Origin of the sequence: Fibrella musci (assembly GCF_041321105.1) — a bacterium.
Lineage (GTDB): Bacteria > Bacteroidota > Bacteroidia > Cytophagales > Spirosomataceae > Fibrella > Fibrella musci.
The window spans coordinates 495,716-508,757 of record NZ_JBGGWD010000004.1; the positions used below are offsets into that span (position 1 = coordinate 495,716).

The 13,042-nt window shown below is 55.0% G+C and carries 13 protein-coding genes; 2 read left to right on the forward strand and 11 right to left on the reverse strand.

What is annotated here, in order from left to right; translation table 11 throughout:
• Positions 1-35: 35 nt before the first annotated feature.
• The 4 genes from ACAW74_RS15265 to rpsT all read right to left on the reverse strand — a co-directional run bounded on the left by ACAW74_RS15265 (position 36) and on the right by rpsT (position 3,155).
• Positions 36-1,220, reverse strand: coding sequence for a site-2 protease family protein (locus tag ACAW74_RS15265; RefSeq protein ID WP_370699069.1), 1,185 nt, complete (start codon positions 1,218-1,220; stop codon positions 36-38).
• Positions 1,221-1,305: 85 nt separating this feature from the next.
• Positions 1,306-1,962, reverse strand: a complete 657-nt coding sequence (locus ACAW74_RS15270; protein ID WP_370699070.1) for an HAD family hydrolase — start codon at positions 1,960-1,962, stop codon at positions 1,306-1,308.
• 102 nt (positions 1,963-2,064) lie between these two features.
• Positions 2,065-2,763, reverse strand: a complete 699-nt coding sequence (gene radC, locus ACAW74_RS15275; protein ID WP_370699071.1) for a RadC family protein — start codon at positions 2,761-2,763, stop codon at positions 2,065-2,067.
• Between the two features lie 128 nt (positions 2,764-2,891).
• The gene (gene rpsT, locus ACAW74_RS15280; RefSeq protein ID WP_370699072.1) at positions 2,892-3,155 is read right to left on the reverse strand and encodes a 30S ribosomal protein S20; all 264 of its coding nucleotides are present in this window, start codon (positions 3,153-3,155) and stop codon (positions 2,892-2,894) included.
• A 316-nt stretch (positions 3,156-3,471) separates the two neighbouring features.
• On the opposite strand from rpsT, the gene ACAW74_RS15285 reads away from it, so the two are divergent.
• The gene (locus ACAW74_RS15285) at positions 3,472-3,867 is read left to right on the forward strand and encodes a hypothetical protein (protein WP_370699073.1); all 396 of its coding nucleotides are present in this window, start codon (positions 3,472-3,474) and stop codon (positions 3,865-3,867) included.
• Positions 3,868-3,940: 73 nt separating this feature from the next.
• On the opposite strand, the gene ACAW74_RS15290 is transcribed toward ACAW74_RS15285, so the two are convergent.
• Positions 3,941-5,698 (reverse strand): DUF6044 family protein, encoded by a 1,758-nt coding sequence (locus ACAW74_RS15290; protein ID WP_370699074.1) that lies wholly within the window; start codon positions 5,696-5,698, stop codon positions 3,941-3,943.
• A gap of 87 nt (positions 5,699-5,785) precedes the next feature.
• Here ACAW74_RS15290 and ACAW74_RS15295 point away from each other — a divergent pair, with 87 nt between their 5' ends.
• Positions 5,786-6,397 carry a Uma2 family endonuclease gene (locus ACAW74_RS15295; protein WP_370699075.1) on the forward strand — a complete coding sequence of 204 codons (612 nt, stop codon included), beginning with the start codon at positions 5,786-5,788 and terminating at the stop codon, positions 6,395-6,397.
• An 85-nt stretch (positions 6,398-6,482) separates the two neighbouring features.
• Here the strand turns inward: ACAW74_RS15295 and ACAW74_RS15300 are convergent, their stop codons facing one another.
• The 6 genes from ACAW74_RS15300 to ACAW74_RS15325 all read right to left on the reverse strand — a co-directional run bounded on the left by ACAW74_RS15300 (position 6,483) and on the right by ACAW74_RS15325 (position 13,039).
• A complete protein-coding gene (locus tag ACAW74_RS15300) occupies positions 6,483-8,294 on the reverse strand; it encodes a family 43 glycosylhydrolase (RefSeq protein WP_370699076.1) in 1,812 nt (603 codons plus the stop codon).
• A gap of 70 nt (positions 8,295-8,364) precedes the next feature.
• On the reverse strand, positions 8,365-8,628 hold the full coding sequence (locus tag ACAW74_RS15305; protein WP_370699077.1) for a hypothetical protein: 264 nt from the start codon (positions 8,626-8,628) through the stop codon (positions 8,365-8,367).
• Between the two features lie 221 nt (positions 8,629-8,849).
• Entirely contained in the window at positions 8,850-9,467 is a 618-nt protein-coding gene (locus tag ACAW74_RS15310) for a DinB family protein (protein WP_370699078.1), read from the reverse strand.
• 18 nt (positions 9,468-9,485) lie between these two features.
• Complete coding sequence (locus ACAW74_RS15315) at positions 9,486-9,926, reverse strand: DsrE family protein (RefSeq protein WP_370699079.1); 441 nt, start codon at positions 9,924-9,926, stop codon at positions 9,486-9,488.
• A 269-nt stretch (positions 9,927-10,195) separates the two neighbouring features.
• Positions 10,196-10,624: a hypothetical protein gene (locus ACAW74_RS15320; protein WP_370699080.1), complete on the reverse strand. Its 429-nt coding sequence runs from the start codon at positions 10,622-10,624 to the stop codon at positions 10,196-10,198.
• A gap of 33 nt (positions 10,625-10,657) precedes the next feature.
• Positions 10,658-13,039: a BACON domain-containing protein gene (locus ACAW74_RS15325; RefSeq protein WP_370699081.1), complete on the reverse strand. Its 2,382-nt coding sequence runs from the start codon at positions 13,037-13,039 to the stop codon at positions 10,658-10,660.
• Positions 13,040-13,042: the final 3 nt, after the last annotated feature.

Consider the following 13,042-nt stretch of genomic DNA (forward strand, 5'->3'; position numbering starts at 1 on the left):
TCATAGTCCCTATTTCATAATCCACTCCGTGTTTTCTAGCTGAAAATAAACGGCTTGGGGCTGAAGCAAAGTACAAAGATCAGCAGGGCCAGCCAGCCAAGCAGTTTTCGTTTAGTGTCGAGCGGTTCGTCAAGCTCGGTTTCGGGATGGTATACGCCCAGAAACCGGCCAAGCACGACGGCAAAGACCATAAAGCCGATGTACCCCTCTGCCTGCGGGAAGAAATACGACACCACTAACTGCCCAAATACGACCGCCAGCGCCATCAGCAGCGACGTAACCGGCTGATCGTTGATACGCGAAAAAGCCAGAAACAGCGCTCCCACGTAAATAACCAGGCTCCACAACTGACTGGTGAAGGCGGCGTTGTCGCCGGTAGCGAAGTCAGAAATGCGGAAGAAACCAATGCCTGCGTAGAACACAAAGGCCGTAAACAGCACCGGCGCCACCATGTTGAACCGTTTGCGCCCAATGAGTGCATACAGGATGTGCCCACCGTCGAGTTGCCCGATGGGAATCAGGTTCAGCGCCGTAAAGAACAGCGACAGGTAACCCGCCAGCAGGTAGGGGTAGTGCACCATCTCAAACGGGTGCGGCAACAAACTGGCATCGGCTACGTAGGTTTTGAAAAACCAGAACAGCAGGTTATCGCCGAGAGCTACCGCCGAGCCGCCCCCCTTCGCCAGATTCATGTTGATGTATTCGCCGTAGCGCAGGCCATACTTCTTGTATTCCGGGTGAATCTGGAAAATGTAGTCGATGGGGGGCAGGTGTGTGAACCCGTACCACAGCAGCACAAGTGCCACTATAAAGCCCGCCAGTGGGCCCGCCAGCCCAATGTCGAAGTACTTGCGGCGGCTGTTGATGTAATCCTGAATGCGGATGAACGCGCCCATCGTGCCAATCGCCTGAAACGACGGTAGCCAGAAGGGGATGTAGTAAGGCAGCGTAACCCGCACCCGGTTGGCTTTCGCCACGAAAAAATGCCCGAACTCGTGTACCGTCAGCACCGTCAGAAACGGAATTGAAAAGTTGAGTCCAGCCAGAAACTCGGGCCAGCCCAGTGCCCGCAGCTTATACTGCGCAATGGTTTTGGCGTCGGCATACCATTCGGGCGGGATAAAATTGAGACCGTAGATCCACTCAGCACCGGCGGCGGTGGTAGTGGCTAACGTAATCAGAAACAGAATACTATGAAGCAGATAATTGGGTCGTTGCATGAACGGGAAGTTCAACGTCGATAGCTCAAGGTTCAAAGCGACGCATCACCCTATTGAACCTTGAGCTATCGACGTTGAACTCGTTTTAAGCTCCTAATTCGGCGAGGTAGTCGATAATCGTTTTGGGCGCCACCACGTGCACGGCCCGAATACCTAACGAAGCAGCGGCATCGATGTTTGCCCGGTTATCATCCAGAAAGACGGTTTCTTCGGCAACAAGGTTCGCTTCGGTGAGCACATGCTGGTAAATGGCTGGGTCGGGCTTCAATAACTTGACTTCATGTGAATAAAACACCCGCTCAAACAACTCTTCCAGGGTGGGTTTGCCCAGCGAAACCAGCCGACGGTTTACCTCCCGGATGTGGATGGCGTTGGTATTACTCAGCAAAAACAGCCGGGGCGGCCTCCCGTGATGTTGCCCCTGCAAAGCCTGAATGCGCTCGATACGTTCCACGGGAAGGTCGAGCAGGACGGTGTTCCAGGCCGTGTCGATCAGTTCATCGGCCCACTTGTCGGAGGCGTCATGGTTTCCGGTAGTATCGTGTTGCACCAAATTCCGCACCGCCGCCCGGAAGGCTTCGTCGTCGACAAGTCCCGTTTCATATTGCTGCCAGATACCGTGTTTTTTCCAGAGGGCTTCCATAGCCTCTTCTGATTGGTTGGCCAGCGTGGCGAAGTTGCGAAGGGGCGCCCGCAGATCAATCGGAATGATGACGTCGCCAAGGTCGAAGATGATGTTCATAAGCGGTTTCCAGTTTTCAGTTCAGTGTTTCCGGTTGGCTGGCGCGTTAGTAGGCTTGCGCCAGCCAACTGGAAACACTGAACTGAAAACTCTAAACTGGTTTTAAAGTATGCCTTCATCCGCGAAGCTCAGGTACGTTCGGTCGGAGAAGATGAGATGATCGAGTACAGGCATGTCGAGTACCCGGCCCGCCTCCTTGAGCTTGCGCGTTAGGTCGCGGTCGGGTTGCGAGGGCGTCAGGTTGCCCGACGGATGGTTGTGGAACAGAATGACGCCACTCGCCAGGTGTTCCAGCGCGGCTTTGAAGATCAGGCGCGGATCGGCCACTGTGCCCGAAATGCCACCCGCGCTGATCTGCACGGGCCGCAGCACCTCATTGGCGCGGTTGAGCAGCAGCACCCAGAATTCTTCGTGCTGTTTGTCGAGCAGGTAGGGCCGCATTTCCTCGTAGGCGTCGCGCGAGCAGGTGATGCGGCGGCGCTCGACCGGGGCCTGTTCGCGACGGCGTCGGCCCAGTTCCAGTGCCGCTACAATGCTGATGGCGCGGGCTTCGCCAATGCCCCGAAACTTCGAGAGGTCTTTCACGCTCCGTTTGGCCAGTTCGTGCAGGTTGTTGCCGACACCGTCCAGCACCTTCCGGGCTACGTCGACGGCCGATAGCTCTGCCGTGCCGGAGTTGATCAGGATGGCAATCAGTTCGGCGTCGGTGAGGGCAGCGGTCCCTTTCAACATCAGTTTCTCGCGGGGGCGGTCTTCTTCGGCCCAGCTTTTAATGCTGCGCAGTGGCTGGTAGGTGTTCATGGCGTGTCGGTAGGTTTAAAGCTCGGTCGTGGCGATGCACGACCGCCGCCAAACTTAGCCACTATACAAACAAAAAACCTTATCCGCGCTGACAGATAAGGTCTTGCTGTACTACTACCAACAGCGGGTTATGCCGCCGTAGCGAGGCCGTTCACGTAGCGAGTCAGCTTCGATTTGTTGTTCGAGGCTTTATTCTTGTGAATGACGTTGCGCTTGGCCAGCCGATCGAGTTTCGAGATAACCGTCTTCAGCAGTTCGCTGGCTTCGGCGTGATCGGTGGTGCTGCGAAGTTTCTTCACGAGGTTCCGGCTGGTTACGGCCTGGTACCGGTTCAGTAGCCGCTTTTTAGCACTGTTCCGAATAGCTTTCTTGGTATTCTTATGGTTTGCCATTGATTGGACTTGATTCGTGTTCCGAAAATGAGTCCGCAAAAGTAGGGGTTTATCTTGATTATCACAAGGGAAATGGCAACGTAAACTGCACGATATCTATGGCTTGAGCGAAGACGTAAGTTACCCCAGACAGGAAGCCTACGTTACCACTCCGGCATTGTACAAAAACAATGGTTTATTGGAATGATTATTGGTCTACTACTTAAGTAATTTGGCGAATGATCGATTAGGCAAAATTTAATCTACTTCAAGATTAAACGAACGGTTGATTTATTCGGTCAAACGAATAGATTTGTTTCTGTAACTGTAACCTACTATGAGAACCGTATCGTATGAATCACTTCAGGCGGATCAGGCCTGGATGGTGGTATCAGATCAACTAAATCAGCGCAACACGCTTTTATCACGGGGCATTTCGAAGTTAGAACAACAGCAACATTCGTTGCCCATCGCCAGCCGATTGATGACGCTGCGGTTTCACCTCCGCCAGAGCCTGCGCCGCCTCACGTCGGAAGCCCGCCGCCGCCCCGGCAATGCCGATCAGGCCGAAGCGCTCAATCAGCAGTGGTGCCACGTGCATCAACTCTATTTTCTACTGCGGCAGATCGACGCCGAGCTGACCAACGCCCGCGAAGACAGCGACGCCTTCAATGAGTGGCTCAACACCATGGAGTCGAGGGTCTACAAATCGGCGCTGGTGCATTTGAATTAATGCACGATGAATAATGTACGATGCACAATGGGCTGACGCAAGTGTACTTTCGCGTCAGCCCGTTGTACATCGTTCATCGTGCATTATATATCCGATACAAATACACCTTCCAGTAGCTTTCCGAGTCGGAGAAGATGCGTTCGAGCCGCAGGTGCTGAGTCGTGGCGTTGCGGATGGGTAACCCCGCCAGCACATACCGACAGCCCAGTTGCCGCAACACATCGGTATTCAGTTGCCACTGCTGAATAGCCTGCTGTTCGTATTTCGACACCATCACGTCTTTTTCCGACAGCCCTAACTCTGCCGAAAAGGCATAGCACCGGTTGGCATAATAATCGAAATAAGTCTGTAGCGTGGTGTTTTTAGCCAGTTCGGCCGCCACCACGCGCCGAAACAGGTGCTTGTAGGGGAGTGGGTAGTTGTTCTGGTAACTGTCGAGTGTATAAAGTCCATTGTACAGCGCCACCGTCGGGGGAATACCCACACTGACGACCCGGTAGCTGGCCAGTGCCAGGCCGGTGTAATTGCTGATTTGGGTAAACTGCCGCTCCGCAAAAAACGCCCGGTAGGCTGGGTACGTTGCTTCGTTATCGACGCCTGCCATTTTCGCTACATTGATGCGCCATTCGGTATTGGCCAATCCCATCACGACCAGCTGGCCCGCCAACAGACTCGGCACTACCCAGCCCGTTGATACAAGCTCGCGCAGGCTCAGCGCAAATAGCAGCAGCCACAGAAACGGCAGCATGAAATAGAAGCGGTCGAACTGGAAGGCCTGTGGGAGGCTGCCTGCCCCCGCCCAAACAGCTGGGAACCGGTAAAAGCCATGCCATAGGCAGATAAGGCCAATAAGCACGCTCAGACGCAGGATGGTCTGGTATTGCATGGCCGACAGCTGAACCGCTGCCTTGCGCTGCCGCCAACCGACCGCCACCACCCACAGACTGCTCAGTAGAATCAGCGGCGTATAGAACGCGCCGGCATGGTACTGTGTCTGAATGAAGCCATAGAAGGCTGCTTTCAGGCTAGCCCATACCGTCATGGGCATGAGTTGAGCGTAGTCGTATTCGGTGCGGTGCGAGACATACGTTTGGGTGACGAAAGCGTACAGCAACTGCCATTCGGATACCACATATAATCCCGCCAGCAGAGCCAGCGCGCCCACATACGGCCATACGATAGCGCGCCGCCGTGCCATCACCAACGTACCCAGCCCGGCCAGCAATAACCCCGCAAATAAGCCCGACCACACCAGAAACGAATAGAACGGAAACAGCCCGACAATAAGCCAGTCGCGCCACGATGCCCGCCGGTTCAGCAGATTCAGAAAAGCCAGCAGCAGCAGCGGTTGGCCGGTTATGCTCGCACCATGTACCGTGTAGCACGGCACCAGCGCAAACAGCAGGGCCACACCCACGCGGATGGGCGCGTGGGACGTATCGGGCAGTATGTACCAGCGGAGCAGCGCATACATGCCTACGAAACCGATGGCGTGAATCAGCGCAAAATTGACCAGCCAGGCACCGTAGGGGGGGAGCAGGGCGTAGGTCAGCACTTCCAGATTCAAACCCGACCGCAACACGGCACGAGGCAGGCCATTCATCACGCTGGGAAGTAGGGCTGCTGAGTCGAACGTAACGGCTTTGCCACTATGTGCCAGTAGCCGCAGGTACAGGAAATCGCTGTCGAGGTTGTCGTGGATGGTCAGGTACGCCCCTTCGCCCAGCCAGAGGTAGGGGAGGATATACAGCAGTAACGTACCCAGCGCCACCCACAGATAGGGCTTGTCGCGGGGAATCCAGAACGATCGGGGAGCAGAACGATGAAGCATCAGACCTGCAAAATACGACCGGGAACCCTATTTGAGAAAGCGGCTTTTTCTGTATAACTTGTCGTAGCACTCAACTGATTGCCCAACATGGTCGCTGAGAAAAAACCACGCCGTTCACCGGCCCGTACCGTACCGTCGGCCCTTATCTACGAGATGTGGGCCGGGAAACCTGTGTATTATAAAGGCTACCGGGAGGTTATGGCTGGCAAAAAAACCATCCAGGAAGTCATGTCATGTTCAGATTTACAAGGGGTATTGGTATCTATCTTACATGGTACGCTGTATGGGCTAATTGACCGAAAAGAGTACCTCTTGGCTACAAATGAAGCTGGTCTTCATCTGGCGACGAATGATAACCTTGGCAATGACATTGTGATCTACGAGAAGGCCAGCGTCGGTAAACTGCGTGGCAAGTACTTCGAGGTGCCGCCAAAGGTGGTCATCGAAGTCGATATCAAAGCTGATGTGGCCGAGTTCGAGAACGGAAACGACGGCTATCTCATGCAGAAAGCGCGTAAACTGCTCGACTTTGGTGTGGAACGTGTGCTCTGGATTGTGACGAACGTACAGAAAACATACGTTATCGACCGAAACGACCCTACCTGGTACGTAGTCGACTGGTCGGAAACCATCAAGGTGCTCGATGGCTGTACGCTCAATATTGGTCAGTTACTGGCCGATGAACAGATTGACTATTAGTGTTCAAGGTTCAACGTCCAAGGTTCAATGTTCAACGGACTTGGGCAGTCCTCTGTGCTTTGGACTTTGAACATTGACCTTGAACTTACTTCTTCACATACCCATCCGCCACCACCGGGCTTAGCGCCGATACGCCGTTTTCGTTGAAGGCTTCGACGGCGAAGTAATAAGGCACCCCCCGGTTTAGGGCACGCAGTTCAAACGGGCGGTTTGGTTTGCCCATGGGGTCATCGGCCCAGAACTGGTAGGTCTGGTACAGCTTGTCGGGCGCGATACCCCAGCGGATGTTGTAGCCCACGGCACCCGGCACTGGCTGCCAGCTCAGGTCGGCGTTGCGGTCGTCGGGCTGGCGTTTAGCGATCAGGCCGGTTGGTACGCTAGGTACGTTGCCCGTGCCTTTTCCGAAAATGCGAAACCCGTTGATTGCCAGATAGGGTCCCGCCGTGTAAACATGCTCGTAGCGAACGTACCGGGCTTTTTCGGGTTGTGCCAACTCCACGTAAGCACTGGCCCGGTCGCGTTTGCCGTAGCGGGTGGTATCGGTAAGGTCAGCCAGTGTGCGCCAGCGTTTGCCATCCGCCGAGCCCAGAATTTTGAACTGGGTATAGACCGACGCATCCGTTTTGAAAATCGTATTCTTATGGTCGACGTAGTTTACCTGCACGGCCCGGAGCGTCTGCTCGCTACCCAGGTCGACGGTGAGGGTTTCGCCGGGTTTGTTGCGGGTAGCCCAGAAGGTGCGCACGTTTTCGTCATTGACGAATGAGGCCTGTAGCGTGTCGAGCGTGGAGCTGGCCGTGACCGGCTTTTTGTAGTTCAGCAGCATCCAGCCTGTGAACGTGTCGTCGGCGATGGGGCCATTTTGCGTGTCCCATTTCCGGGTGGGTAGCTTGTGGGGCCAGTCGCCAAAGCGGGTATCGGCATAGAGTTGATCCGTCTTGTCGAAGCCAGCAGGGTGCATCACCATGCGGCGCTCCATCGCCCACACCAGCCCAATCCACGACGTACCTGTGTTCCAGTAATTGCCGTAGGCATCTTGAAACGTATTGCCATGCCCACAGCCCACGGCATAGCCACCGGGGTGGTAGGCAATGGGGTTATAGGGTGCGTATTCCCAGGGACCCAGCGGCGAATTGCCCACGTAGGTGCCGTTGGCGTAGACGTTGTATTCGGTGCCGGGTGCGCCGTATTGCAGGTAATATTTGCCGTTATGTTTCGTCATCCAGGCACCTTCCACAAACGGTTTGACCAGATCGGCATGGTTGGGGCCGAAGCGTTCCCAGCCGTGCACCCAGGGGTCGAGCCAGAACATGGGCTTGTAGGCATTAGCCGGGTTGCGGTCGGCGTAGGTGAGTTGCCGGTTTTTGTCGAGTTCGGCCCCAAACAGCGGATACACATTCGACGACCCCCAGTACATGTACCATTTGTTGGTGTCGGGGTCATGAAACAGTGCTGGGTCCCAGGGCCCAATGTCTTTGGGCAACTGCGGTAACCAGCGATTGTAGAATTGCAGCTTACCGGTCTCGGGCGCCGTGGAGATCAGAATGGGTCGCTGCTGAAACGTCGACTGAAAGAGATAGAGCGTGTCGCCAACCGACGCGGCTGCCGGGGCGCACATATCTTCCATCGGCCACATCGACGGGGTGATGTATTTCCAGTTGACCAGATCCGTCGACCGCCAGTAGCCGCCCTGAATCGTGACGAACATATAGTACGCATCCTTATGCCGGATAATGACCGGATCGGCCCCGGACCGGTAAGAGATGCCTTCGTTCTGTTGCTCGAAGTTGTAGCGGTAATCGAGGTCGATGGGGTTACAATACGTCGTTTGCCTGGCGGGCTGAGCCAGCGTCGGGTAGCTTAGCAGGCAAAGAAGCAGGAATAGGTAAGGTTTCATAAACGAAAACGTGCGTGATGAGCAAAAGAACGTATGCCCAAAACGCAGAACCTTACCTTGCCTACTGCCATCAGCTACGCCGAACGACAAGCGTAGCGGGTGGCTGCCACGCGCCGTTTTGCCAGGTGAAGAGAATGGGTTTGGGCGCAACGGCCCACATAAGCCACTTGCCAGCGTTGATGGTGTCGCTGGTGTTGAGGCGGTATTCGCGGGTCATGACGGGTGCCGATGCGATCTGTTGTCCGTCTGTGCCGGTGGGTGGTAGGCTGGCCAGTACGGTGTCGTAATCGGCCTGCATCACAATGTGTTCGGTGGTTTGGTCAGGCGTAGTCATAGGGCGGCGAAGGTACGCACGACCCTACGAACCACCGGGACCGTTCGCTCATCAATTAGACCTCGATTCCGTGTTGGTGTGCTTCCCGATGTTCAACGACATAGTCATACATCAGAAGACATACCGTCGACTCTCTTCGTTAACTACATCAGGAGTTATTACTGCCGTTCTCATCCTCGGTTATCACTAGGTACGTAGCTGAACCAGGCAATTCAAACAGTTCACCAAGGGTCGAAAATTGCTTTGTTGGTATGGAACACGCGGCTATACGTACCCCGCACATACCGGATCTGGTAGAGGTGACCCGACAGGTGTGAGACGTGGATTCGGAGCATATTCCGAATGGTAGTTGGAAAACGCCCCACAAACGTAATTTCCCGTTTCAATTGCTCCGGCGTCAGCTTTGCCGACAGCTGATCCAGCCGGTCGAAGTCGGCGTCAAACCGCGCTTTTAGCGCTGTTAAAGAAGGTTCTGATAATTTTCCGGGCTTCTTATCTGTGAGGTAGCGGCCTTTATTTTCGATGGTATCGGCAGCCCATTGCTCAAACCAGCACAGGTGTTCAACCATCCAGCGCGTTGAATTCGACTCCGGGTTTGGCTTCCAGTCGGCTTCCTTTTCGTCGATGCCGGTCATGATTTGCCATAAGAACTCGTACGCTGATTTAGCCATCTCACGCACCACCGTGACTTCGTGCCGCAGCAAGGCAGCTTCGTCGGGCTCAGGTACGTCTTTTGTGAGCAATAGACTAGCAGGGAGGTCAGCTGGCCAACTCAGAAGCCCGGCGGTAGCCACCGTTCCCTGCGTCAGGAGGCTGCGCCTTGATATCGATTCATCCATCAGAAGTTGCATTGATTGTTAGTAGCTAAACATACGGTCGCTGTCGGCCGCCAACTGGACCAGTTTCGTAGGCATGGCAAATTCGGCGGACTTTCCTTTTAGGTCGGCCTCGGTTATACCCCGCGCCTTCGCCGACATGCCCGACACGTAGAATCGTCCGCCCGCTTTTACGATGGCGTCGAAATGCTCACGCAGTTTGCCGGTCCCAAGGCCTTCTACCTTGTCGAGTTCGGCGTTACGGAGCAACACCGCCGCGTCACCTGCCAGGAACAGCGTAACGGTATGCCCTTCGGCAAGGGCGGTTTTGGCTACCAGAAAGCCCAGGGCGGCGCGGGTTGGGTCGGTGGGGCCACAGGTAATGTGTACGAGCATGTTCATCTTTTTCGACGGGTTTGTTTGCGCCTTTGTATAGGTGATCGTTAGCGCTAGCAGCAGGCAGAGAACAAGTGATTTTAACATAAAAAGAAGGCGGTATTTAGAGGAAGACGACCGTTAGAAATAGCGCACGTAGCTTATGTGATAGATAATCAGGCGCTATAACCAGGCAACCGGCTCTTTTACGCCATTGAGCATGGCTGTTCCCTACAACAGCGACGTTCACTAGCTACTGAATCATAAAAACCGATGAGCCAGCCTGTTTACAAGCTGAGAGCTGAGCGAGGTTTACGATTGAACCTCGAGCGCTGGTAAGCAAGTGATGGAAGCATCGCATGTCCTTATTGGCTGACTCAATCGGCCGATTGCGTAACGCGATAGCCCACATCCTTGCCGGCTACTGTGGCATCGGTGAAGAGCTTGTAATACGTAGCACCCTGCTTCGCGCCGTACATTTTTTTGATCAGCGATTCGATATCATAGTCTTCGCCTTTGATATAAGGGTCCATGATGAATAGGTACGTGTAGGTGCCGTCGGGGTTGGCCTGCGTAGGGTGCATCACGCGCGTTTGCCGGAATACCCGTTGGCCTGGGGCCGAGAGCTTCTTAGCACCTGGCCAGAAGATATCGTGCACGAAATGCTCGTATTGTTTCTGTTTGCCTGCTTTGACTGGATAGGCCCATACGTGGACTTCCTGACCGGCTTTGGCCATCGGACGTACCTGTGCAAGCGTGGCTGGGCTACCAAGAGCCAGCAGGAATAGGAGCGGGATTAGTTTCATGATGCTGAAAATGGAGATGGATTTAAGATGTAGTTATTGTAGGATAAGCTTTCCGGTCAGGCGTTGCCCATCGGCTTCTGACACGATCAGGTACGTACCTGGGGGCAGGGCGCGTAGGTCGGCGTTTTGCTCGTGCCGGGTCTGAGGAATGGGTAACTGCCACTGCTGTACAGTCCTGCCTGACAGGTCGGTGAGGCTAAGGTGGGCTGGTGCCGGTTCGGGAAGGGCGAGCCGGATCATCAACTGGCCAACGGTGGGGTTTGGCGATAGCTGTAGCGCAAGCGCCGGAAGGGCCGGTTCAGTAGCCAGGATAGGTGTAGCCCGCTGTGTGAGTGTAACGACCTGTGCCGACGTACCCGAGGCTGTAATTGAGAACGACGCCGTGCGGCTGTCGGTACTGCTGTTGTCGGTAGCCGTTAGAGCAATGCTCGCGTTGCCGTTACCTGAGACCGGGTTGGCTGTCAGCCACGTAGGCAAACCAGTAACCGTCCAGTTGGCGTTGCTGGTGAGAGCGACCGTCGCACTGCCGCCGCTGGCATTGACAGTGAAGCTTGTCGCCGACACGGCAAGAGAGGTCGGAGCTGCCGCTTGACTGACGATCACCACGCGTTGCGATAGGCCATTTGACTGTACCAGTAGCGTCGCACTGCGCGGCGATGCCAGCGTGTTGGCCTCCGCTGTTACGCTAACTGGCTGGTTACCAGTTCCTGCCAACAGGCTTACCGTGAGCCACGAGGCGGCACTGATTACACTCCAGCTCGTGTTGCTGGTTACGGCCAGCGAATTCGTGCCGCCCGCCGAAGTGAAGTCGAGCGTGAGGGCCGATACGTCCAACGTAGGCGCTGCTCCCGCCTGTACCACTTGAATGACCTGATCGGGTAACCCCGACGACGAAACCGTAACGACCGCCGTGCGCGACGAGATCGACGTGTTGGCCGCCGCTGTGAGCGTAACGGTCTGGTTGCCGCCGGTTCCACTACTGCTGGCTACGAGCCACGGTTGCGAACTGCTTACATTCCAACTAGTGGCTGACGAAATTACGCTGAACGACGCCGTACTGCCTACCGTGGCCGATATACTTAGGCTGTTGGTTGATACGGCTAGTAGCGCCGGGTTCAGGTACGTCCAGTCGGCATCGCTTATGGGGTATCCAATGGCCCGGAAGTCGGCCCGGAGATCGCGCTGAAACGCGTACGACATGGCGGCTACCCACATCGTTGCCCGGAAGGCGTTGGCGGCGGGCGTGTCATTCTGCGAGTCGAAGCGTTTGAGCCACTCCGGATTGAAGTTGCCCAGAAACTGCATCAGCCGTTTCACAGGCTGGCGATACCCTTGGTTGGCCTGCTCGGCATACCGCAAGAACATGTAGGGTACCGACAGGAACGACCGGAAGACCTCCCGGCTGCGTTGTGCATCGCTAGGGACGTTGTAGGTCCTGAAAGCCATGCCGGTGCTCATGTATTCGTCAAACGTACCCCGTAGTGATCGGGCGCCGTTCGCGAAATTGCTTTTTAACTTGAAGAGCCAAGTGTCATCCAGACCATATTTCTGGTAGTTGTTCATGACCTCATAGCCGGTCGAGTACTGAAATATTTGGGCGATCGCTTCTGAAAAAATAGCGTTGGCTGGCCCGTCTGTTTTGCCGCCATACGGGTAGTTGGCGGGGAAGTTCAGCGTCAGGTTGTGGCCCATCTCATGGTACATCGAGGAGAAGTCCGTGTCAATTCCATTGATATATCCATTACCAATGCCAAACACGACCGGCCGGGCATACCATAGGGCGTACGCCCCGCTGAAGGTCGAGTCGCGTAGCGCGTATTGCTCGAATTTTCCGTTTGGCATGACAAGGTTCCCATTGACAAAGTCGTACTCAATATTGGCACCGATACGAAACAGATACTCAAAATCGGCCCGCGACACATCGGTAAAAAAAGCGTCGGGTAACGGTCGTAATGCCGCTGGGACACCATAGTTGTTTGAGCTAGTGATAGGAACAGGTTGGCTGGGTAAATACACGTTCAGCTTTGGATCAAGCGCAACCGGCGAAACCTTTCCCGTGATAAAAGCAACCAGCACCTCCACTGTGTCCTTCTCGGTAGCCGAGTAGGTAGATACAACCTTGGCGATGTAATTTTTGGTGACGTCGGTATAGCGTTTGGTTTGCGGGAAGAAGCCAATGGTGCTGGTGCCATCTCCCCAGATCCAGGTAAAAAATAGGCTAGGTGTGGTTGGCCCCCGGCTATCGACACCGCCAAATTCCACTTCACCCGTCGTGCGGTTGATCGAATTGATAGTGACCGATAGCGTACGGGCTTTGCCAGAAATAGCCTGTTTGTAGTTGAAAATTTCGGTTTGGGCGCTGGCAGTCAGCGTCAGCAGATTCAGGAAAAGAAAAGTCAGTAAACTATGTTTCATAAA

Excerpts from the sequence above, each read along its gene's own strand:
- ACAW74_RS15265 (WP_370699069.1), bottom strand. The coding sequence starts at position 1,220 with ATGCAACGACCCAATTATCTGCTTCATAGTATTCTGTTTCTGATTACG.
- ACAW74_RS15270 (WP_370699070.1), bottom strand. The coding sequence starts at position 1,962 with ATGAACATCATCTTCGACCTTGGCGACGTCATCATTCCGATTGATCTG.
- radC (WP_370699071.1), bottom strand. The coding sequence starts at position 2,763 with ATGAACACCTACCAGCCACTGCGCAGCATTAAAAGCTGGGCCGAAGAA.
- rpsT (WP_370699072.1), bottom strand. The coding sequence starts at position 3,155 with ATGGCAAACCATAAGAATACCAAGAAAGCTATTCGGAACAGTGCTAAA.
- ACAW74_RS15285 (WP_370699073.1), top strand. The coding sequence starts at position 3,472 with ATGAGAACCGTATCGTATGAATCACTTCAGGCGGATCAGGCCTGGATG.
- ACAW74_RS15290 (WP_370699074.1), bottom strand. The coding sequence starts at position 5,698 with ATGCTTCATCGTTCTGCTCCCCGATCGTTCTGGATTCCCCGCGACAAG.
- ACAW74_RS15295 (WP_370699075.1), top strand. The coding sequence starts at position 5,786 with ATGGTCGCTGAGAAAAAACCACGCCGTTCACCGGCCCGTACCGTACCG.
- ACAW74_RS15300 (WP_370699076.1), bottom strand. The coding sequence starts at position 8,294 with ATGAAACCTTACCTATTCCTGCTTCTTTGCCTGCTAAGCTACCCGACG.
- ACAW74_RS15305 (WP_370699077.1), bottom strand. The coding sequence starts at position 8,628 with ATGACTACGCCTGACCAAACCACCGAACACATTGTGATGCAGGCCGAT.
- ACAW74_RS15310 (WP_370699078.1), bottom strand. The coding sequence starts at position 9,467 with ATGGATGAATCGATATCAAGGCGCAGCCTCCTGACGCAGGGAACGGTG.
- ACAW74_RS15315 (WP_370699079.1), bottom strand. The coding sequence starts at position 9,926 with ATGTTAAAATCACTTGTTCTCTGCCTGCTGCTAGCGCTAACGATCACC.
- ACAW74_RS15320 (WP_370699080.1), bottom strand. The coding sequence starts at position 10,624 with ATGAAACTAATCCCGCTCCTATTCCTGCTGGCTCTTGGTAGCCCAGCC.
- ACAW74_RS15325 (WP_370699081.1), bottom strand. The coding sequence starts at position 13,039 with ATGAAACATAGTTTACTGACTTTTCTTTTCCTGAATCTGCTGACGCTG.